The organism is Kitasatospora sp. NPDC006697 (assembly GCF_042869935.1).
Taxonomy (GTDB): Bacteria; Actinomycetota; Actinomycetes; order Streptomycetales; family Streptomycetaceae; genus Kitasatospora.
Map to the genome: position 1 here is coordinate 451,905 of NZ_JBIAGU010000002.1, position 20,140 is coordinate 472,044.

Annotated in this window: 16 protein-coding genes and 1 rRNA gene; 13 read left to right on the top strand and 4 right to left on the bottom strand. The window is 74.3% G+C overall.

What is annotated here, in order from left to right:
* Positions 1 to 107: 107 nt before the first annotated feature.
* From ACFYNO_RS05135 to ACFYNO_RS05145, 3 genes are all read left to right on the top strand, one after another.
* Complete coding sequence (locus tag ACFYNO_RS05135; protein WP_145905924.1) at positions 108 to 377, top strand: WhiB family transcriptional regulator; 270 nt, start codon at positions 108 to 110, stop codon at positions 375 to 377.
* Positions 378 to 609: 232 nt separating this feature from the next.
* On the top strand, positions 610 to 4,488 hold the full coding sequence (locus tag ACFYNO_RS05140; RefSeq protein ID WP_388005416.1) for a glycosyltransferase: 3,879 nt from the start codon (positions 610 to 612) through the stop codon (positions 4,486 to 4,488).
* Positions 4,485 to 6,107: a DUF5719 family protein gene (locus ACFYNO_RS05145; protein WP_388005419.1), complete on the top strand. Its 1,623-nt coding sequence runs from the start codon at positions 4,485 to 4,487 to the stop codon at positions 6,105 to 6,107. The genes ACFYNO_RS05140 and ACFYNO_RS05145 overlap by 4 nt, the downstream gene beginning before the upstream one ends.
* Before the next feature lie 22 nt (positions 6,108 to 6,129).
* Here ACFYNO_RS05145 and ACFYNO_RS05150 read toward each other — a convergent pair whose 3' ends face one another.
* A complete protein-coding gene (locus tag ACFYNO_RS05150) occupies positions 6,130 to 6,597 on the bottom strand; it encodes a metallopeptidase family protein (RefSeq protein WP_388005422.1) in 468 nt (155 codons plus the stop codon).
* A 139-nt stretch (positions 6,598 to 6,736) separates the two neighbouring features.
* On the opposite strand from ACFYNO_RS05150, the gene ACFYNO_RS05155 reads away from it, so the two are divergent.
* The 6 genes from ACFYNO_RS05155 to ahcY all read left to right on the top strand — a co-directional run bounded on the left by ACFYNO_RS05155 (position 6,737) and on the right by ahcY (position 13,166).
* Positions 6,737 to 7,108 (top strand): DUF3499 domain-containing protein, encoded by a 372-nt coding sequence (locus ACFYNO_RS05155; RefSeq protein ID WP_388005425.1) that lies wholly within the window; start codon positions 6,737 to 6,739, stop codon positions 7,106 to 7,108.
* A 195-nt stretch (positions 7,109 to 7,303) separates the two neighbouring features.
* Entirely contained in the window at positions 7,304 to 8,692 is a 1,389-nt protein-coding gene (locus ACFYNO_RS05160) for a phosphomannomutase/phosphoglucomutase (protein WP_388005428.1), read from the top strand.
* A gap of 96 nt (positions 8,693 to 8,788) precedes the next feature.
* Entirely contained in the window at positions 8,789 to 8,971 is a 183-nt protein-coding gene (locus ACFYNO_RS05165) for a Trm112 family protein (RefSeq protein WP_388005431.1), read from the top strand.
* A 37-nt stretch (positions 8,972 to 9,008) separates the two neighbouring features.
* Positions 9,009 to 10,193 carry an SIS domain-containing protein gene (locus ACFYNO_RS05170; RefSeq protein ID WP_388005434.1) on the top strand — a complete coding sequence of 395 codons (1,185 nt, stop codon included), beginning with the start codon at positions 9,009 to 9,011 and terminating at the stop codon, positions 10,191 to 10,193.
* A gap of 69 nt (positions 10,194 to 10,262) precedes the next feature.
* A complete protein-coding gene (gene manA, locus ACFYNO_RS05175) occupies positions 10,263 to 11,468 on the top strand; it encodes a mannose-6-phosphate isomerase, class I (protein WP_388005437.1) in 1,206 nt (401 codons plus the stop codon).
* 252 nt (positions 11,469 to 11,720) lie between these two features.
* Entirely contained in the window at positions 11,721 to 13,166 is a 1,446-nt protein-coding gene (ahcY, locus tag ACFYNO_RS05180) for an adenosylhomocysteinase (RefSeq protein ID WP_388005440.1), read from the top strand.
* A gap of 55 nt (positions 13,167 to 13,221) precedes the next feature.
* Here the strand turns inward: ahcY and ACFYNO_RS05185 are convergent, their stop codons facing one another.
* Positions 13,222 to 14,346, bottom strand: coding sequence for a hypothetical protein (locus tag ACFYNO_RS05185; RefSeq protein ID WP_388005443.1), 1,125 nt, complete (start codon positions 14,344 to 14,346; stop codon positions 13,222 to 13,224).
* Complete coding sequence (locus tag ACFYNO_RS05190; RefSeq protein ID WP_388005446.1) at positions 14,343 to 14,858, bottom strand: SigE family RNA polymerase sigma factor; 516 nt, start codon at positions 14,856 to 14,858, stop codon at positions 14,343 to 14,345. Before ACFYNO_RS05190 ends, ACFYNO_RS05185 begins: the two co-directional genes overlap by 4 nt.
* Positions 14,859 to 15,073: 215 nt before the next feature.
* Between ACFYNO_RS05190 and ACFYNO_RS05195 the strand changes: the two genes are divergently transcribed.
* Positions 15,074 to 16,540: a DUF2079 domain-containing protein gene (locus ACFYNO_RS05195; RefSeq protein ID WP_388005449.1), complete on the top strand. Its 1,467-nt coding sequence runs from the start codon at positions 15,074 to 15,076 to the stop codon at positions 16,538 to 16,540.
* Positions 16,541 to 16,573: 33 nt separating this feature from the next.
* Positions 16,574 to 17,194, top strand: coding sequence for a hypothetical protein (locus tag ACFYNO_RS05200; protein WP_388005452.1), 621 nt, complete (start codon positions 16,574 to 16,576; stop codon positions 17,192 to 17,194).
* A gap of 11 nt (positions 17,195 to 17,205) precedes the next feature.
* Here the strand turns inward: ACFYNO_RS05200 and ACFYNO_RS05205 are convergent, their stop codons facing one another.
* Positions 17,206 to 18,165 (bottom strand): RDD family protein, encoded by a 960-nt coding sequence (locus ACFYNO_RS05205; protein WP_388005455.1) that lies wholly within the window; start codon positions 18,163 to 18,165, stop codon positions 17,206 to 17,208.
* A gap of 184 nt (positions 18,166 to 18,349) precedes the next feature.
* Between ACFYNO_RS05205 and ACFYNO_RS05210 the strand changes: the two genes are divergently transcribed.
* A complete protein-coding gene (locus ACFYNO_RS05210) occupies positions 18,350 to 19,354 on the top strand; it encodes a stage II sporulation protein M (RefSeq protein ID WP_388005458.1) in 1,005 nt (334 codons plus the stop codon).
* A gap of 512 nt (positions 19,355 to 19,866) precedes the next feature.
* A 16S ribosomal RNA gene (locus ACFYNO_RS05215) occupies positions 19,867 to 20,140 on the top strand; the annotation flags it as partial.

Sequence of the window (20,140 nt, forward strand, 5' to 3'; positions counted from 1 at the left end):
TTGACTGAGCCAGAGTGACGCACATGTAATTTCAGTCGTGTCGTCCGGCTGAGCCAGCCGGCGGCCACCCGCACGGGGACGCCAAGAGGGGCAGAGGAGGCGCGCCAATGAGCGAGCTCTTTGAGCTGTTGATCGGTGAGGGCATCGAAGAGGAAGAGGAGCTCGGCTGGCAGGAGCGCGCGCTGTGCGCGCAGACCGACCCGGAGTCCTTCTTCCCGGAGAAGGGCGGCTCCACTCGCGAGGCGAAGAAGGTCTGCCTGGCCTGCGAGGTGCGCTCCGAATGCCTCGAGTACGCCCTCGCCAACGACGAGCGATTCGGCATCTGGGGCGGACTGTCGGAACGCGAGCGCCGACGGCTCAAGAAGAGCGCCGTCTGACCTGGCGACCGGTCACCGGAATTTCCCTGTGCGGAATCTGTGCGGCCCTCTCCCCTAGCATCCACCGGAGTTGTCCGGCGCCTCGCCACAATGGCGGGGCGCTTTTGCATTTCGCCGCACCCCGGCCCCGCACCGGACCCCAGGCCCCCCACCGGTGGGCAACGCCCGAGGCGGAAGCCGTTAGTGTGGTGCGCCACCTGCCGTCCACTCGGAACCGGGGCCTGCGCACTCGATGACTGCCTACAGCCACCAGCACGGCTACCCAGACCAGCCGTCGTCCGGCCCGCTGCCCGGCGGGTCCCACCGGCCGCCCGCCTACCCGCGGCACCTGGTGACCGCCGTCGTCGTCAGCCACGACGGCGCCCGCTGGCTGCCCCAGGCGCTGGCCGGCCTGCTCGGGCAGGACCGCCAGGTCCAGCGCATCCTCGCGGTGGACACCGGCAGCACCGACGCCTCCCCCCAGCTCCTGCGCGACACCCTGGGCGACTGGCTGCCCGAGTCCGGCCCCATCGTGCTCGGCCGCCGGGCCGGCTTCGGCACCGCCGTCGCCGAGGCCGTCTTCAACAGCCCGCCGCTGCGCCCCGAAGACCTGCCCTACAGCCTCGACCCCTCCGGCTACGACCCGGTCACCGGCGGCTGGGACGACTTCGGCGACCCGCTCGCCGACGAGGACGACCTGCGCAGCGGCGGCCCCCGGGAGACCCAGCCGGTCGAGTGGCTCTGGCTGCTGCACGACGACTGCGAGCCGCAGACCGACGCGCTGCGCCGGCTGCTCCAGGTCGCCGACTCCACCCCCTCCGCCGCCGTGGTCGGCCCCAAGCTGCGCAGCTGGTACGACCGGCGCCAGCTGCTGGAGGTCGGCGTCACCATCGCCCGCTCCGGCCGCCGCTGGACCGGCCTGGACCGCCGCGAGCAGGACCAGGGCCAGCACGACCAGGTCCGCCCGGTGCTGGCCGTCTCCACCGCGGGCATGCTGGTCCGCCGCGACGTCTTCGAGCAGCTCGGCGGCTTCGACCGGGCGCTGCCGCTGATGCGCGACGACACCGATTTCTGCTGGCGGGTCAACGCGGCCGGCCACCGGGTGGTGATCGCCCCCGACGCGGTGCTGCGGCACGCCGAGGCGGCCAGCCGCGAGCGCCGCGCCATCGACTGCGCCGCCGACCACCCGCACCGGGTGGACAAGGCCGGCGCCGTCTACACCCTGCTGGCCAACTCCCGCCGGCTGGTCTTCCCCTACGTCCTGCTCCGGCTGGTGCTCGGCACCCTGCTGCGGGTGCTGGCCAACCTGGTCGGCAAGGACCCCCGGCAGGCCTACGACGAGATCGCCGGCCTCGGCCACGAACTGGTCCGGCTGCCCCGGCTGCTGCTCGCCCGCACCCGCCGGGCCCGCACCCGCTCCTTCGACGCGCTGGACGACCGCAGCCTCTTCCCGCCGCCCGGCGCCACCGCCCGGCTCGCCGTCGAGGGCGCGATCGCCTCGCTCGGCATCGGCGGCAGCGACGACACCACCATCGGCCGGCACGGCGGCGGCGAGGCCACCGGCGGCGACGAGGACCAGGAGGTGCTGGAGGTCGAGCAGTTCGCGCTGCTCAAGAAGCTCGCCCGGCGCCCCGCCCCGGTGCTCTTCGCCGCCCTGCTGCTGCTCACCCTGGCCGCCGGGCGCAACCTGCTCGGCAGCGGCACCCTGCTCGGCGGCGCCCTGCTGCCCACCGATGACGGCGCGTCAGGCCTGTGGGACATGTACGCGGGCAGCTGGCACGCCGTCGGCACCGGCTCCACCGCCACCGCACCGCCCTACCTGGCGGTGCTCGCGGCGCTCTCCTGGCTGCTCTTCGACCACGCCGACCTGGCCGTCACCCTGGTCTTCGTGCTCTCGGTGCCGCTGGCCGCGGTCAGCGCCTACCTGGTCTCCCGCCCGCTGATCGGCTCCAAGCTGGTCCGCGCCTGGGCCAGCGCCAGCTACGCGCTGCTGCCCGCCGCCACCGGCGCCATCGCCCAGGGCCGGATCGGCACCGCCGTGCTGGTGGTGCTGCTGCCGCCGCTCGGCCGGGCCGCCGCCATCGCCGCCGGGCTCGGCATCCGCCGGGAGACCGCCGCCCGCGGCGCCCGGCCCGGCTGGCGCTCCACCTGGATGACCGTCACCCTGCTCACCGCCTGCACCGCCTTCGTGCCGCTCACCTGGGCCGTCGCGGTGCCGCTGACGCTGGCCGCGCTGGTCGCCGCGGTGCTGCGCGGCGGCGCCTACGGCGCCGGGCCGGCCGCGCTGAAGGGGCTCGGCCCCCGGGTCGCGGCGATGCTGCTGCTGCCGATCGTGGTGCTCGCCCCCTGGTCGCTGCAGCTGCTCACGCACCCGGCCCGGCTGCTGCTGGAGGCCGGGCTGCCCGGCTTCAACGGTCACCGGGCCGGCCCGCTCGGCCTGGTGCTGCTCAACCCCGGTGGCGCGGGCGTGCCGCCGATCTGGCTCTCGGCCGGCGTGGTGCTGGCCGCCCTGGCCGCGCTGCTGCGGGCCGACCGGCGCCGCGCCGTGCTGGCCGCCTGGGCCGCCGCCGGGGCCGGCCTGGTCTTCACCGTGGCGGTGGCCGGCACCAGCGTCACCCCCGCCTCCGGCGGGCTGCCGGTGGCCGCCTGGTCCGGCCCGGCCACCCTGCTGACCGGCGTCGCCCTGCTGGCCGCCGCCGCGATCGGCGCCGACGGGGCCAACGCCCGGGTCGCCGGCATCGCCTTCGGCTGGCGCCAGCCGGTGGCCGCCCTGGTGGTCGCCGCCGCCGTGCTGGCCCCGGTCGGCACCGGCGCCTGGTGGGCGCTCTCCGGCGCCGACGGCCCGCTGCACCGCAGCTCGGCCGGCCAGCTGCCGGCCTTCATCGCCGTCGAGTCGGTCACCCCCGACCGCTCCCGCGCCCTGGTGATCACCGGCGACGCCTCGGCCGAGGGAGTCCGCTACACGGTGGTCCGCGGCGCCGGACTGACGCTGGGCCAGACCGAGGGCACGGTCGACCCCGGCGGCACCACCGCCGACGGGCTGAACAAGCTGGTCGGCTCGCTGCTGGCCGGCTCCGGCGCCGACCAGGCCACCGCGCTGGCCGACTACGGCGTGGCCTACGTGCTGGTCCGCGACCCGCTGGCCCGCAAGGTCCGCGACGTGCTGGACACCACCCCGGGCCTGGTCGACCAGGGCGGCGACGGCGGCACCTCGATCTGGCAGGTCAGCGGCACCCCGGCCAGCCGGGTGCTGATCACCGCCCAGGGCGCCGCCCCGATCGCCGTGCCCTCCGCCGCGCAGGCCGTGCACACCGGCATCCCGGCCGGCCCGGCCGGCCGGGTGCTGCGGCTGGCCGAGCAGGCCGACCCCGGCTGGCACGCCACCCTCGACGGCAGCGCGCTGCAGCCGGTCACCGTGGACGGCTGGGCCCAGGGCTTCCAGCTTCCGGCCGGCGGCGGCACCCTGGCCGTCACCCGATCCACCCCGCTGCTGCACACCGGCTGGACCGGACTGCAGCTGCTGCTCGGCCTGGTGGTGCTGATCATGGCGCTGCCCGGCCGCCGCTCCACCAAGGACGACGACCTGCCCGAGGAGGTGCTCGCCGCCGCCGCGCTGGCCGCCCAGCTGCAGGCCCCGCCCGTCCCCGGCAGCCGCCGGGCCCGCCGGATGGCCGAGCGCGGCGAGGCGGAGGAGGAGACCGACGAGGGCGTCTACCGCGCCGCGCCGGCCATCCCGGCCCAGGCCGTGGACGAGCCCGCCGCCGTGCTGGAGCCCACCTCCGTCCACCAGGACCCGTACCCGGGCCAGGCCTACCAGGCCGAGGACTACCAGCAGGCCGACCCCTACGGCTACGACCCGTACGCGGCCCAGCAGCCCTACCAGGCCTACACCCCGCAGTACACCGGCGACGGCTACCCCGAGCAGGGCTACCAGGGCGACCCGTACGCCCAGCAGCAGCCCTACCAGGGCGAGTACGGCTACCAGGGCTATCCCGAGCAGGGCGGCTACCCCGAGCAGGGCTACCAGGGCGACCCGTACGCCCAGCAGCAGCCCTGGCTGCCCGGCCAGCAGCACCCCGACGACCCCGCCTACGGCGGTCACCCGCACCAGGACGGAGCCGACCCGCGATGAAGCTGCCCGCCCTCCCCCGCCCCGGCGGCTCCGGCGAGGAGCCCGACGGCGACGCCCCGGCCCGCGGCGTCGGCCGCACCGGCCGCTCGCTGCTCGCCTGCGCCGCCGTGCTGGCCGCCGTGCTCGGCGTGGCCGAGCTGCGCCCGCCGGCCGCGCCCAGCGCCCGCCCGACCGGCGCGCCGGTCAGTGCCCAGGTCGAGCGGAGCACCGCGGTCTGCCCGCAGCCGATGCAGGGCCTGACCGGCACCACCCAGATCACCGCCGTCACCCCGGGCGACGCCTCCGGCGCCACCGGCGGCACCGGCACGGTGCGCGACATCGCCCCGCCGGCCGCGGCCCCGGCCCCGGCCGCCTCCGCCGCGCCGGCCGGTCCGGCGCCCAGCGGCAGCCCCGCCGCCGGCCAGGCCAACGACGCCAAGATCACGCTGGCCAAGCCCGGCGTGCCGGTCAGCGCCCCGGCGCTGAACGGCGACACCACCAACGGCACCTCGGCGGTGGCGACCGGCGCGCTGGCCCCCGGCTTCACCGTCACCCAGACCACCACCGTCACCGACCCGCGCGGCCTGGGCATCTCCGGGGTCACCTGCCGCCCGGCCGGCACCCACTTCTGGTTCGCCGGCGGCAGCACCGCGGGCGACCGCAAGGACTACGTCTCGCTGACCGACGACCAGGCCGCCGCCGCGGTGGTGGACATCCACCTCTACGGCGACCAGGGCGCGATCGACACCGGCGACGCGGGCACCGGCATCAAGGTCGACCCCGGCACCTCGATCGGCGTCCTGCTCACCACCCTGACGAACCACCAGGTCAACGACCTGGCCGTGGAGGTGGTGGTGCGCAGCGGCCGGGTCGGCGCCTACCTGCACGCGGCCGATGGCTCGGCCGGCGCCGACTGGGTGCCCGCCTCGGTGGACCCGGCCCCCTCGGTGCTGCTGCCCGGCCTGCCCGCCGACCTCTCGCAGGCCCGGCTGATCGTCGCCGCCCCCGGCGGTGACGACGACGCCGACCTGAAGATCCAGCTCTCCGGCCCGAACGGCTGGTTCACCCCGGCCGGCCACGAGACCATCCACGTCAAGGCCGGCATGGTCTCCGCGGTCAACCTGGACCAGATCAACCGCCAGCAGGTCTCGGCGATCCGGCTCACCCCCAGCGACCCGGCCCACCAGACCGCGGTGATCGCCTCGGTCCGGGTGGACCGCACCGCCAACGGCAAGAGCGACGCCGCCTGGGTGACCGGCACCGCCCCGATCGGCAAGCGGGCCACCGTCGCGGACAACCGGGCCGGCGGCTCGTCCACCCTGCTCCTCACCGCCACGGGTGACGCCGCCGCCGTGCGGGTGACGGCCTCGGCCGGCACCGGCGGCGGCAGCCCGGCCACGAAGGACGTGCAGTTGTCGGCCGGCTCCACGGTCGGCCTGGCGGTGCCCGAGCCGAGCGGCGGCAACGGGAGCTTCGCGGTGACCGTGGAGACCACCTCGGGCTCCGGCGTGATCGCGGCCCGGGTGCTCGCGGTGAACACCAACAACGTCCCGATGTTCACCGTCCAGGAGCTCACGGACGACCACAGTTACGTGCAGGTCCCGCAGGCCCAGCAGGACCCGGGCGTCCTGGTGCACTGAGCGGCCGGACCGCCGGACGCCGTCAGTCCTCGTCGTAGCGGGGATCGATGGCGTCCGGCGAGAGCCCGAGCAGCTCGGCGACCTGCTCGATCAGGATCTCGTGCACCAGCGCGGCCCGGTCCTCCCGGGACTTGGCCCGGATCTCCACCGGCCGCCGGTAGACGGTGATCCGGCTCTTGCGGCCCGGCTGGGCGGAGAGCACCCGCCCCAGCGGCACGCCCTCCGGCACCGGGGCGCCCTCGACCGGCTCGTCCGGAACGTCGGCGACCTCGAACTCCACCTCGATCAGCTGCGGCCAGCGACGCTCCAGCCGCTCCACCGACTCGCGGATGTAGTCCTCGAACAGCTCGGAGCGGGTCAGCGAGATCGGGACCTGCGGCGGCGCCAGCGGGCCGCGCAGACCCCGCCCGTGGCGGTCGCGGCGCCTGGGGCGCGGCGGGCCCGGATCGGGCTGCGGGGCGGCGGGGGGTTGCGGTGCGGAGCTGTCCATATCAATGACGAGCGTAGTCCTTGGAGGCCAGGAAGTGGACCAGACGCACACCGATCCGGCCGCGCTCCCACGCGACACGAACCATCTCCGACCGGCCGGTCTTAGCCAGTCGGCCGAAGGTGCGGTACCGTCCACCCTCGTGAGCCCTGTACGTCGTTGTTCGCGGACCGCGTGCGGCCGACCGGCCGTGGCGACCCTGACGTACGTGTACGCCGACTCCACGGCGGTGCTGGGCCCGCTCGCCACCTACGCCGAGCCGCACTGCTACGACCTGTGCGCCGAGCACGCCGAGCGGCTGACCGCCCCGCGCGGCTGGGAGGTCGTCAGGCTCGCCACCGAGGGCGGCCCGATGCGCCGCAGCAGCGACGACCTGGAGGCGCTGGCGAACGCCGTGCGCGAGGCGGCCCGGCCGCAGGAGCGCGGACCCCGCCCGGTGCGCGGCCCCGAGGGCGACCCGGCCGAGGCCGGCCGCCGCGGACACCTCCGGGTGCTCCGCTCGCCGGAGAACTGAGACCCGCGCTGACCTCGTAGGTCGACTGACGAACCGTCCGTCCCGGTGAACCCGCGGCGTTCCGAACCGGTCACCCGCACCGGGTACGCTGCTGCCCCTCGGGGCTGCACCCTCAGGGACCGCCCGCAGCCGAGCCGACATATCGTGACCACGGGGCCGGCCGGCCCGAATCGACACACACAAGGTGGAGCCGCAGTGCGCGACCTCAAGCAGCTCGTGAAGGCGTACGACGTCCGAGGCGTGGTCCCGGACCAGTGGGACGAGAACCTCTCCCGTGCCTTCGGCGCCGCATTCGTGCAGGTCACCGGTGCAACGGCGATCGTGGTCGGCCATGACATGCGGCCGTCCTCGCCCAGCCTGTCCCGGGCCTTCGCCGAGGGCGCCGCCGCCCGCGGCGCCGACGTCACCGAGATCGGCCTCTGCTCGACCGACCAGCTCTACTACGCCAGCGGCAAGCTCGACCTGCCCGGCGCGATGTTCACCGCCAGCCACAACCCGGCGCAGTACAACGGCATCAAGATGTGCCGCGCGGGCGCCGCCCCGGTCGGCGAGGACACCGGCCTGGCCGACATCCGCGACCTGGTGCAGAGCTGGATCGGCGAGGACGATGCCGTTTCGATCCCCGGGGTCGAGGGCGTCAAGACCGGCACCCTGACCCAGCAGGACACCCTGCAGGGCTACGCCGACCACCTGCGCGGCCTGGTCGACCTCACCTCGATCCGCCCGCTGAAGGTCGCCGTGGACGCGGGCAACGGCATGGGCGGCCACACCGTGCCGACCGTCTTCGCCGGCCTGCCGCTGGACGTCGTGCCGATGTACTTCGAGCTCGACGGCACCTTCCCCAACCACGAGGCCAACCCGCTCGACCCGAAGAACCTGGTCGACCTCCAGGCCAAGGTCAAGGAGGTCGGCGCCGACCTCGGCCTGGCCTTCGACGGCGACGCCGACCGCTGCTTCGTGATCGACGAGCGCGGCGAGCCGGTCTCCCCGTCCGCGATCACCGCCCTGGTCGCGGTCCGCGAGCTGGCCCGCGCCAAGGCGGCCGGCGAGCAGGAGCCGACCATCATCCACAACCTGATCACCTCCTGGACCGTCCCCGAGGTGGTCGCCGAGCACGGCGGCAAGGCCGTGCGCACCCGGGTCGGCCACTCCTTCATCAAGCAGCGGATGGCCGAGACCGACGCCGTCTTCGGCGGCGAGCACTCCGCGCACTACTACTTCCGCGACTTCTGGCGCGCGGACACCGGCATGCTGGCCGCGCTGCACGTGCTGGCCGCGCTCGGCGGGCAGTCCGAAACGCTCTCCGCGCTCACCCACGAGTACGACCGGTACGCCGCCTCCGGCGAGATCAACAGCCAGGTCGCCGACCAGGCCGCCAAGTCGGCCGAGGTCAAGGCCGCCTACGGCGAGCAGGAGGGCGTCACCGTCGACGAGCTGGACGGCCTGACCGTGGCCGGCGCCGACTGGTGGTTCAACCTGCGCGCCTCCAACACCGAGCCGCTGCTGCGCCTGAACGTCGAGGCCAAGGACCCGGCGAAGATGGCCGAGCTGCGCGACGCTGTGCTGGCGATCGTCCGGGCCTGATCACCGGCCCCGCGCGCCCCGGCCGGTAGGGTGAGTGCCTACCGGCCGGGGCGCGCCGCGTCCGACCGACCGACGGAGACAACGGAGCCGCACGCCATGACCATCGAACCCTTCCTGCTGGAGATCCTGGTCTGCCCGCAGTGCCACGCCCGGCTCTCCGAGGGCGGCACCGCCGAGGCGCCCGAACTGGTCTGCACCGGCACCGACTGCGGCCTGCGCTACGAGATCCGCGACGGCATCCCGGTGCTGCTCGTGGACGAGGCCCGCCGCCCCTCCTGACCGCGCGCCACCCGAGCGGACCCGGAGGTCCAGCCGCATGCTCGACGACAGCCTGCTCGACGATCCGGCCGCCCTCCAGCGCGCCGACCGCGACCACGCCCTGCTGGCGCTGGCCGGCGCCGGCGCCCGGGTCCGCACCGCGCTGCGGCTGGCCGAGTCGGCCGGCCTGGCCGGGCTGCACCCCGAGGGACGCCCCCGGGCCCTGCTGGTCGCCGGGCACGCCAGCGCGCTGACGGCCGGTCGGGCGCTCGGTGCGCTGACCGGCGGCGCCGTGCTGGTGCACCCGCTGGCCCCGGTGGAGTCGCTGCCCAGCGACCCGTTCACCGCCGGGCTCGGCTGGCAGCTGCCCGGCTGGGCCGGACCGCTGGACCTGGTGCTGCTGGCCAGCGCCGAGGGCGTCGAGGAGGGCCTGATCCGGCTGGCCGAGCAGGCCTACGCCCGGGGCTGCTCGATCATGGTGATCGCCCCCGAGGACCGTCCGCTGGCCGAGGCCGCCCTGCAGGTCCGGGCGCTGCCGCTGCCCTACGCGCCGAGCACCGTCGAGGAGCCGACCGGCTCCGCCGCCGAGCCCGACCTGCCCGCCGAGGACCCCGGCGCGTTCTGGGCCTTCCTCACCCCGCTGCTGGCGCTGGCCGAGCGGATCGGCCTGCTCCGCCTGGCCGAGGACGAACTGCCGCGGCTGGCCGACCTGCTGGACGAGCTGTCGGTCCGCCACCGGCCGGACGCCGCCGCCTACCGCAACCCCGCCAAGGGCCTGGCCGCCCAGCTGGCCGGCACCGTCCCGGTGCTCTGGGGCGACGGCGAGACGGCCGCGGTGGCCGCCGGCCGGCTGGCCGGGATGCTCGCCGACCGGGCCGGCCGACCCGCCGTCAGCGGGCAGCTGCCGCAGGCGCTGACCGAGCACCGCGGCCTGTTCAGCGGGCAGCTCGGGGCCGGCGCCGACCCGGAGGACTTCTTCCGGGACCGGGTCGAGGAGCCCGAACCGCTCGCCCTCCAGGTGCTGTTGCTGCGGCACACCCCGGGAGCCGCCGCCGCACCCGAGGAGGAGGCGCCGGCCGGACCCGCCGTCCGCCGGGCCCGCCGGCTGGCCGAGGCCCACGAGGTGCGGCTGACCGAGCTCGCCGCGACCGGCACCGAACCCCTGGCGGCACTGGCCGAACTGGTCTCGCTGGGCGACTTCGCGGCCGTCTACCTGGGGCTGGCGGCCGCGTCCGGCCACTGACCAGGGGTCGGCTAGGGTCGTCGCAGACACATCCGACATGTCTGCCGAGACTAGGAGCAGGGCCGCACCATGGACCGCCTCGTCAACACCGTCCGCCCCTATGCCTGGGGCTCGACCACCGCGATCCCGGCCCTGCTCGGCGAGCAGCCGACCGGCGAGCCGCAGGCGGAACTCTGGTTGGGAGCGCACCCAGGGGACTCCTCCCGGGTGGACCGCGGTGCCGGCCAGGCGGCGCTGTCCGAGCTGATCGCCGCCGACCCGGCCGCCGAGCTGGGCGCCGAGTCGGTCGCCAAGTTCGGCCCGCAGCTGCCGTTCCTGCTCAAGGTGCTGGCCGCCGAGCTGCCGCTCTCGCTCCAGGTGCACCCGACCCGGGCCCAGGCCCAGGCCGGCTTCGCCGCCGAGGAGGCCGCCGGGGTGCCGGTGGAGGCCGGCCACCGCAACTACAAGGACGCCAACCACAAGCCCGAACTCATCTGCGCGCTCGACGAGTTCGACGGCCTCTGCGGCTTCCGCGACCCGCTGGCCACGGCCGGTCTGATGGAGGAGCTGGGCCTGCCCGGTCTGGCCCCACTGATCGACCTGCTGCGCACCAAGCCCGCCGAGCAGGCGCTGCGCGAGGCGCTGGCCACCGTGCTCTCCACCGACCCGGCGGTGGTCGCCGCCACCGTGGACGAGCTGGCCGCGGTGCTGGCCGAGCGGCTCGCCGAGCAGCCCGACTCCCCGCGCGCCCTGGAGTGGTCCGGCTACGCCTACGCCGCCCGGCACTTCCCCGGCGACGCCGGTGTGCTGGCCGCACTGCTGCTCAACGTGGTCCGGCTGCAGCCCGGCGAGGCGCTGTACCTGGGCGCCGGCGTGCCGCACGCCTACCTGCACGGCACCGGCGTGGAGATCATGGCCAACTCGGACAACGTGCTGCGCTGCGGCCTGACCCCCAAGCACGTGGACGTGCCCGAACTGCTCAAGGTCGTGGTCTTCCAGCCCGGCGACCCCGGGGTGCTGCGTCCGCGGGCCGGCGCCGACGGCGAGGAGCTGTTCCCGGTCCCGATCGACGAGTTCCGGCTCTCCCGCTTCGCGCTCGGCGCGGGCGAGCAGCGCCGGGTGGACGGCCGGGCGGCGCAGATCCTGCTCTGCACCGAGGGCTCGGTCCGGCTGACCGGTGCGGACGGCGCGGAGCTGGAGCTGGGCCGCGGCGGTTCCGCCTACCTGCCCGCCACCGGCACCGACACCGTGCTCTCCGGCGCGGGCACGCTGTTCCGCGCCACCGTCACGCTCTGAACCGCGCCTTCTCGGACCGGGCGTGGCGTGCGGCGGCACGCCGCGCTCCGGTCGGGTACGAACGCCATCGGCTCCTCGGTGTAGATTCGTGACCGGTACCAAACGTCGCTGCTGATGGCGGTCGATCCGGGGACGGGTCGAGGGAGAGAGGTCCTCCGACGGATTGTGCTGCACAGCGGTGCGCCCACGCGGGCGCCCCGCCGTCCGGCGCAGCCGTTCCACCGGATCCACCCAGCGAGGAGCACCACCCCCATGGCGAACACCACGGGCGACTTCAAGGTCGCCGACCTCTCCCTGGCCCCGTTCGGCCGCAAGGAGATCCAGCTGGCCGAGCACGAGATGCCCGGCCTGATGTCGATCCGCGCCGAGTACGCCGCCGCCCAGCCGCTGGCCGGCGCCCGGATCACCGGCTCGCTGCACATGACGGTGCAGACCGCGGTGCTGATCGAGACCCTGACGGCGCTCGGCGCCGAGGTCCGCTGGTGCTCCTGCAACATCTTCTCCACCCAGGACCACGCGGCCGCCGCGATCGCCGTCGGCCCCGAAGGGACCCCCGAGAACCCGGCCGGCGTCCCGGTCTTCGCCTGGAAGGGCGAGACGCTGGAGGAGTACTGGTGGTGCACCGAGCAGGCGCTGACCTGGCCGGACGGCCAGACCCCGAACATGATCCTGGACGACGGCGGTGACGCCACCCTGCTGATCCACAAGGGCGTCGAGTTCGAGAAGGCCGGCGCCGCGCCGGACCCGGCCACCGCGGACAACGACGAGTTCCGGATCATCCTGGAGCTGCTGAACCGCACCCTGGCCGAGTCGCCGCGCAAGTGGACCGAGGTCGCCGCCACCATCAAGGGCGTCACCGAGGAGACCACCACCGGCGTCCACCGGCTGTACGAGATGCACCGGGACGGCAAGCTGCTCTTCCCGGCGATCAACGTCAACGACTCGGTCACCAAGTCGAAGTTCGACAACAAGTACGGCTGCCGGCACTCGCTGATCGACGGCATCAACCGCGCCACCGACGTGCTGATCGGCGGCAAGGTCGCCGTGGTCTGCGGCTACGGAGACGTGGGCAAGGGCTGTGCCGAGTCGCTGCGCGGGCAGGGCGCCCGGGTGATCGTCACCGAGGTCGACCCGATCTGCGCGCTGCAGGCCGCGATGGACGGCTACCAGGTGACCACCCTGGAGGACGTGGTCGAGCTCGCCGACATCTTCATCACCACCACGGGCAACAAGGACATCATCATGTCCTCGCACATGGAGCGGATGAAGCACCAGGCGATCGTCGGCAACATCGGCCACTTCGACAACGAGATCGACATGGCCGGCCTGGCGAAGCTGCCCGGCGTGGTGAAGACCGAGGTCAAGCCGCAGGTGCACGAGTGGCGCAAGGCCGACGGCCGCACCGTCATCGTGCTCTCCGAGGGCCGGCTGCTGAACCTGGGCAACGCGACCGGCCACCCGTCCTTCGTGATGTCCAACTCCTTCGCGAACCAGACCATCGCGCAGATCGAGCTGTTCACCAAGACCGGCGAGTACCCGGTCGGCGTCTACGTGCTGCCCAAGCACCTGGACGAGAAGGTGGCCCGGCTCCACCTGGCCGCGCTGGGCGTCAAGCTCACCACCCTGACCAAGGAGCAGGCCGACTACATCGGCGTGCCGGTCGAGGGGCCGTACAAGGCGGAGCAGTACCGCTACTGACGCGGCGACGGGCCGGCGCACCACCCCCGTGGGTGCGCCGGCCCGGGCGTTCCGGTCAGCGCTGCACCTGGGTGGTCCAGTCGCCGTCGGCGGCCCCGGTGGTGTGCAGGTGTGCGAGCAGCAGGCCGCTCAGCGCCGGGTCGCCCGGGTCGCCGCCCACGCAGAGCCGCACCCCCTGGTCGCTGCGGCAGGCAGCACCCGAGGGGTCGGTCCCGGTGCCGTCCGGGCGGACGGTGACCGAGGAGGTGGACCCGGCGCCGCTCCAGAAGATCAGCTGGACGTTCCAGTCGCCACCGGCGGCACCCGCCGACCGCTCCAGGGTGACGTAGTTCAGCTTCACGTCGGCCGGCAGCCCCGCGTACCAGACCGGCAGCGGCACCTGGGTCGGCACGCCCTGCACGTCCGCCGCCACCCTGAGCAGGTCGTCCCGGTTCTGGGCCTTCAACGGGTAGCCGAGCAGCTCGGCCCACCGGCCCGAGGGCAGCTGCCAGCGCAGCCGCAGGTCACCGGAGCTGCTGCCGGTCGCGCTGCCGGGCGCGCTGCCGGGCGACACCCAGTAGGCGGGCCGGCCGCCGACCGGCGCGGCCGGCTGGAAGGTCGCGGCCAGGCCGTCCATCGTCGCGGGGGAGGTCGCGGTGCTGCCCGCCGGCAGCACCGACAGCAGCAGCCGGGGCGCGCTCGGATCGGTCGGGGACTTCACCTGGGCGAAGGCGCCGCCCTCGTAGGTGCTCTCGTAGTCCAGCCCGCCGGGGTACTTCGCCCAGTCCGGCAGCCGGCCGAAGACGGCCTCCACCACCAGCGGATCGCTGCCGGTGGCCGGCACGTACCGCGTCGGGTCGTGGCTGCCGGCCGGCATGTACCCGGCGGTCAGGGGCTGATCCGGGCCGCCCGGCGGGACCGGAGCGCTGCCGCCCGGCGTCGGACTGCCGCCCGGCGAGGGTGTGCTGCTCGGCACGGCCGGGACCACGAGCGAGGACGGGTGCCGGCCCGAGGGCACCAGGAGCAGCGCCGCCGCGACCAGCGCCGCGCCACCGAGCGCGCCCGCCGCCAGCCGCCGGCGGCGCAGCCGGCCGCGCCCGCCCCGGATCGCCGCCGCGGCACTGACCCGGCTGGCCGGCGCCGTCCCGTCCGCCAGCGCCGACAGCCGTTCCACCAGGTCGGGAACCTCATCGATCGTCACGACAACTCCTCCAGCGACGGGTGGGAAGGGATCGCCAACCGCACCCGCAGGGCGTCCAGGCCCCGCGCGGACTGGCTCTTCACGGTGCCCGGCGAGCAGGCCAGGGCCTCGGCGGTCTGCTCCACCGAGAGGTCGCAGTAGTAGCGCAGCACCACCGAGGCCCGCTGCCGCGGCGGCAGCGCGGCCAGCGCCCGCCGCAGGTCCAGGTCGCCGGAGGGATCCGCCTCCCGGCACACCTCCTCGCCGACCGGGGCGCCGCGCACGGTGAACCGGTGCCAGCCGCCGCGCTGCTCGGCCAGGAAGGTGTTGACCAGCACCCGCCGGGCGTACCCGTCCAGGTTGTCCGCCCGGCGCGCCCGGCCCCAGGCCGTGTAGAGCCGGGTGACGGCCTCCTGCACCAGGTCGTCGGCCCGGTGCCAGTCGCCGCAGAGCAGGAAGGCGACCTTGCGCAGCCACGCCCCCCGGGCGGCGACGAACTCGGTGAACTCGGTGTCCCGCACCGCGTCGGCCATGAGCGGCCACTCCTCTCCGACGGCGCTCTCCGCACCGTCCGCCTCCCTGATGCGTCCGGGCCGCCGGAAGGTTGCACGCGAGCTCCGCGGGGCCGGTGCAACGCGTGGAACCGCACCTTGCGAGGATGACGGGTCGCCCGGGAGCCCGGGCGCGCCGGGGTTCGTCCCCGTTGGGGCGGCGGGGGGCCGTGCCCGGTCGGACAGAGAGACGGTCGATGGCAACCAGCGCCACCATGGCGATCCGCCCGCGGACGAGGGCGGCGGAGGGCGCCGAGGGCGGGGCCGCGCGGCGGACCGCCGGCCCGCCGCTGCGGGACCGGCTGCTGCCCTGGTGCCTGGCGGCCGTCCTCTTCGCCGGCTACGGCGGCTTCTCGGTGCGGCGCCACCAGCTGCTCCGGACCTCCGGCTACGACCTGGGCATATTCGAACAGGCGGTGCGCGGCTACGCGCACGGCGGGGCGCCGGTGGCGGCGCTCAAGGGCTACGGCTTCAACCTGATGGGGGACCACTTCTCGCCCGTGCTGGCGGTGCTGGCACCGGTCTACCGGCTCTTCCCCTCGGCCGTCACCCTGCTGCTCGCGCAGGCCGCGCTGCTGGCGGTGGCCGTGGTGCCGCTGAGCCGCTGGGCCCGGGAGCAGCTGGGGAGCAGGGCCGCGCTGGTGGTGGGGGCCGGCTACGGCGGCTCCTGGGGGATCGCCTCCACCCTCGGCTTCGACTTCCACGAGGTCGCCTTCGCCGTCCCGCTGGTCGCCTTCTCGGTGGTCGCGCTCGGCGAGCGGCGCTGGCTCGCCGCCGTGCTCTGGGCCGCGCCGCTGGTGCTGGTGAAGGAGGACCTGGGGATCACCGTCGCCGTGATCGGCGGCTACGCCTGGTGGCGCGGGGAGCGCCGGCTCGGGCCCGCCGCGGTGGCCTTCGGCGTGCTGGCCAGCGCACTGGAGGTCGGGGTGCTGCTGCCCGTGTTCAGCCCGAGCCACAGCTACGCCTACTGGGACAGCGCGGCCGGCGGCTCGGCGCACCACGGCTGGGGCCGGCTGCTGGCGATCCCCGGCGAGCTGGTGCTGCCGCTCGAGAAGGAGCACCTGCTGCTCTACCTGCTGCTGCCGACCGCGCTGCTCGCCGTCCGCTCTCCGCTCGCGCTGATCGGCGTGCCCACCCTGCTCTGGCGGCTGCTCTCCAGCAACCCGCTCTACTGGGACACCCGCTACCACTACAGCGCGGTGCTGATGCCGATCGCCTTCGCCGCCTTCGTGGACGCGCTGGTCCGGCTGCGCGAGCGGCCCGCGCGGTGGTGGCCGCGCCCGCGCTGGTTCCTGGCCGCCAGCCTGGCCGTCACCCTGGTGCTGATACCCGTCTTCCCGTTCTCCCAGCTGGGCGGCGCCGGCTTCTGGACCACCCCGCCGCACGTCCGGGCGGTGCGCTCGGTGCTGCGGGCGATCCCCTCCGGCGCCCGGGTCGCCGCCACCAACCAGCTGGTCCCGCAGCTCACCAACCGCTGCACCGTCGTCGAGTTCGGCTGGCCGGAGGGCTGGTGGACGGTCGACTGGATCGTGGTGGACCAGCAGCGCCCCAAGAGCTGGCCGATCTCCGGCGCGGAACAGCAGAAGGAACTGTCCGACGCCCGCGCGGCCGGCTTCCGCACCGTCCGCGACGACCAGGGGGTCCTGCTGCTGCACCGGCCCTAGCCCGCCCGCACGGAGGACATAGGGTGGGGAACCATGCCCAACGGCCAGTACTCGCTGCACGACCCGCACGACGGCACCCCGCTCGGCGAGGAGCGGTTCAGCTGCGCCCCCGGACCCGCCGGCTGGCGCTACGTGGCCAAGCGCTACGCGCCGGACGGCGCGCTGCTGGGCAGCGTCGACCTCACGCTGGACTCGCGCAGCCGCCCGCTGCGGATGGAGCTGCGGGCCGGCGGCTGGCAGGTGCGCGGGGGAGCGGTGGACGGGGTCGCCTGGGTGCGGTCGGCCGCCGCGGACCCGGTCGGCGACACCGCCGTCGAGGGCCACGACCGGGCGCACGGCTTCACCGGCGACTCACCGGCCTTCCTGATCGCCACCGCCCGGCTGCTCGACCTGGCGCCCGGGGCCGCCACCCGGATCCGCCTGGTCTCCTTCACCGGCGGGGCGCTCGCACCGCGCACCTTCGACCAGTCCTGGACGCTCGCCGCGACCGACGAGCACCCGACCGACAGCGGGCCGCTGCGGGTGGAGCACTACCGGGTGGCCGACCTGGAGACCGGCGAGGAGGCCGAGGTGCACCTGGCCGGGGACGTGGTGCTGTCGGCGCCCGGCGTGGAGCTGGAGGCGCTGGACCTGCCGCCGAACCTGCGGGGGTGAGCTGCTTCCGGTCACCCGGGGAGGGCGAAGCCGCCGCTGCCGCTCTGCTCGGGGGCGGGCGGCGCCGGGGGCGCCGGCGCGGTGAACACCGGGGGCATCGGCGGTACCGGGGGAGCAGGCATCGGCTGCGGTGCCCAGCCCTGGGGCGGCTGCTGCGGCTGCTGTGGCTGCCCGCCCCACGGCTGCGCGGCCTGCCCCGCCGCCCCGGCCGTCCGCTGCCAGTCGCGCCAGTCGCGGCGCTGGCGCTCGGTCAGCACCGCGCCCAGGTAGAGCGCGGGGTGCAGCCCCGGCGGCACCGGCCAGCGCACCCGCTCGGCCACGTCCCCGGCCAGCTGCTCCGCCATCCGCAGCGCCACCGTCTGGTCCAACTGCGAAGCCCTTCCCAGGAGTTGACGAGCCGCCAACCAGAGTCCCGGCGGCACCGCGGAGAAGTCCAGCCGGATCAGGTTGCTGCCCAGTGCCGCGAGCACCTGCGGCGGCGGAGCCACCAGCGGCCCCGTCGCCCGCGCGGCCGACACCCGCTCCCGCACCACCAGGGTGCCGCCGAAGATGTCGCCCAGCCGCCGCCCGTCGGCGGAGACCAGCGAGGTGATCACGGCCGGGACCCCGCTCAGCATGATGATCTCCACCACGCCCACCAGACCCCGCACCAGCGAGTGCCGGAACCGCACCGGCCCGCCGTCGAGACGCACCACCCGCAGCCCCATCGCCAGCTTGCCCAGCGACTTGCCCCGGCTCAGCGTCTCCACGCCGACCGGCAGGGCGACCAGGAAGAAGACCATCAGGCAGATCACCAGCGCCGCCGAGGCCGCGTCGTCCAGGCCGTCCAGCACCGCCATCAGTCCCAGCGTCACGAAGAAGAACGCCGTGAACTGCACCGCCAGGTCGATGAGCACCGCCAGCGCCCTGCTCGGCAGCTTCGCCGACTGCAGGCCGAGAACCACGGCCTCACCCGTCACCAGGTCGCTCACTGCACCCGCCCGTCCGATCCGCACCGCGCCCTGCGGTGGGCTCCGGCGCCGCGCGCCGGCCCCCGCCGTTCCGCGCCCAAGATACGGGGCGGTACCAGGGCCCGGAAGGGCCGTCCCCGTCTTGCGGCCGTCTGGCAAGCTGACCCTGCCGCCAACCGCCGCCGTGATCTGGAGTGAGCCCGTCATGGACCTGGACGTCTTCGTCGCCGCCCACCAAGCGCAGTGGGCCCGACTGGAGACCCTGAGCAAGCGTCGGCGGCTCTCTGGTGAGGAGGCCGACGAGCTGGTCCTGCTGTACCAGCGGACCACCGGCCACCTGGCCCGGATCCAGGCCACCGCCCCCGACCCGGCCCTGGTCGCCCGGCTGACCGGTCTGGTCGCCCGCGGCCGCAACGCGGTCACCGGCAGCCGCTCGGCCGGCTGGCGGGACGCCGTCCGCTACTTCACGGTCAGCTTCCCGGCCGCGCTCTACCGCTCCCGGCGCTGGTGGATACCGATCGCCGTGCTCTCGCTGCTCGCCTCGGCGCTGATCGCCTGGTGGGTCTCCACCCACCCCGAGGTGCGCGACAGCATCGCCTCGCCCGAGCAGCTGCGCGAGATGACCCGCCCCGGCGGCGAGTACCAGACCTACTACACGGACCGTCCCGCCAGCTCCTTCGCCGCCCAGGTCTGGACGAACAACGCCGAGATCGCCGCGATGTGCCTGGTCTTCGGCGTCTTCCTCGGCCTCCCCGTGCTCTGGGTGCTCGCACAGAACGTCCTCAACCTCGGCGTCGGCATCGGCCTGATGTCCTCGGCCGGCCGCCTGGACCTCTTCCTCGGCCTGCTGCTCCCGCACGGCCTGCTCGAACTCACCGCCGTCTTCGTCGCCGCCGGCCTCGGCCTGCGCCTGGGCTGGACGGTGATCGACCCGGGCCCGCGCACCCGCTCCGTCGCCCTGGCCGAGGAGGGCCGCGCGGTGATCGGCATGGCGATCGGCCTCGCGGCCGTGCTGCTGGTCAGCGGCTGCCTGGAAGCCTTCGTCACCCCCTCCGGCCTGCCCACCTGGGCCCGGATCGGGATCGGTGCCCTCGCCGAGCTGCTCTTCCTGCTCTACGCCCTGGTCCTGGGCCGCCACGCGGCCGCCGCCGGCGAGATCGGCGACGTCGAGGAGGCCGACCGCGGCGACCTCCAGCCGGTGGCGGGATGACCCCCGCGGAGCTGGTAGTCTTCTCTTCACGCCGCCAGAGCCATTGACACGGAGCTGACGGACTAGTAGATTCGAACGGTTGGGACGGGCTGGACATTCGGCCCCGACCAGGCGTAGTGTCTACGACACGGCAAACCGAGGCAGAACATCCGCTTGGATGCGACCCGGCAAGCCCGCCCCCCTCAGCGGGAAATCGGATTGGAAAAACCGCCGGTAAACGGCGCGGATCGGATCTGATAAGCTGAGAACGCGAAAGAACGAAGCGCCCGGAGAAATCACGGAAGTGATTTCAAAGGAAGTGTCCGTTCCTTGAGAACTCAACAGCGTGCCAAAAGTCAACGCCAGATATGTTGACATCCCCGGCCTCGGTCATTGTGATCGGGGTTGGAGATTCCTTTGGTAACAAAAACACTAGCGAGGACGCTGTGCACGGGGCCGCCCTATTCCGGTGGTTGCTGTGCCGCTCTGCGCGGGTGCTTGCCGGCTGTGATTCGTTCATGGCCGAGTAGACATTCACGGAGAGTTTGATCCTGGCTCAGGACGAACGCTGGCGGCGTGCTTAACACATGCAAGTCGAACGGTGAAGCCCTTCGGGGTGGATCAGTGGCGAACGGGTGAGTAACACGTGGGCAATCTGCCCTGCACTCTGGGACAAGCCCTGGAAACGGGGTCTAATACCGGATATGACCACGGTCTGCATGGACTGTGGTGGAAAGCTCCGGCGGTGCAGGATGAGCCCGCGGCCTATCAGCTTGTTGGTGGGGTAATGGCCTACCAAGGCGACGA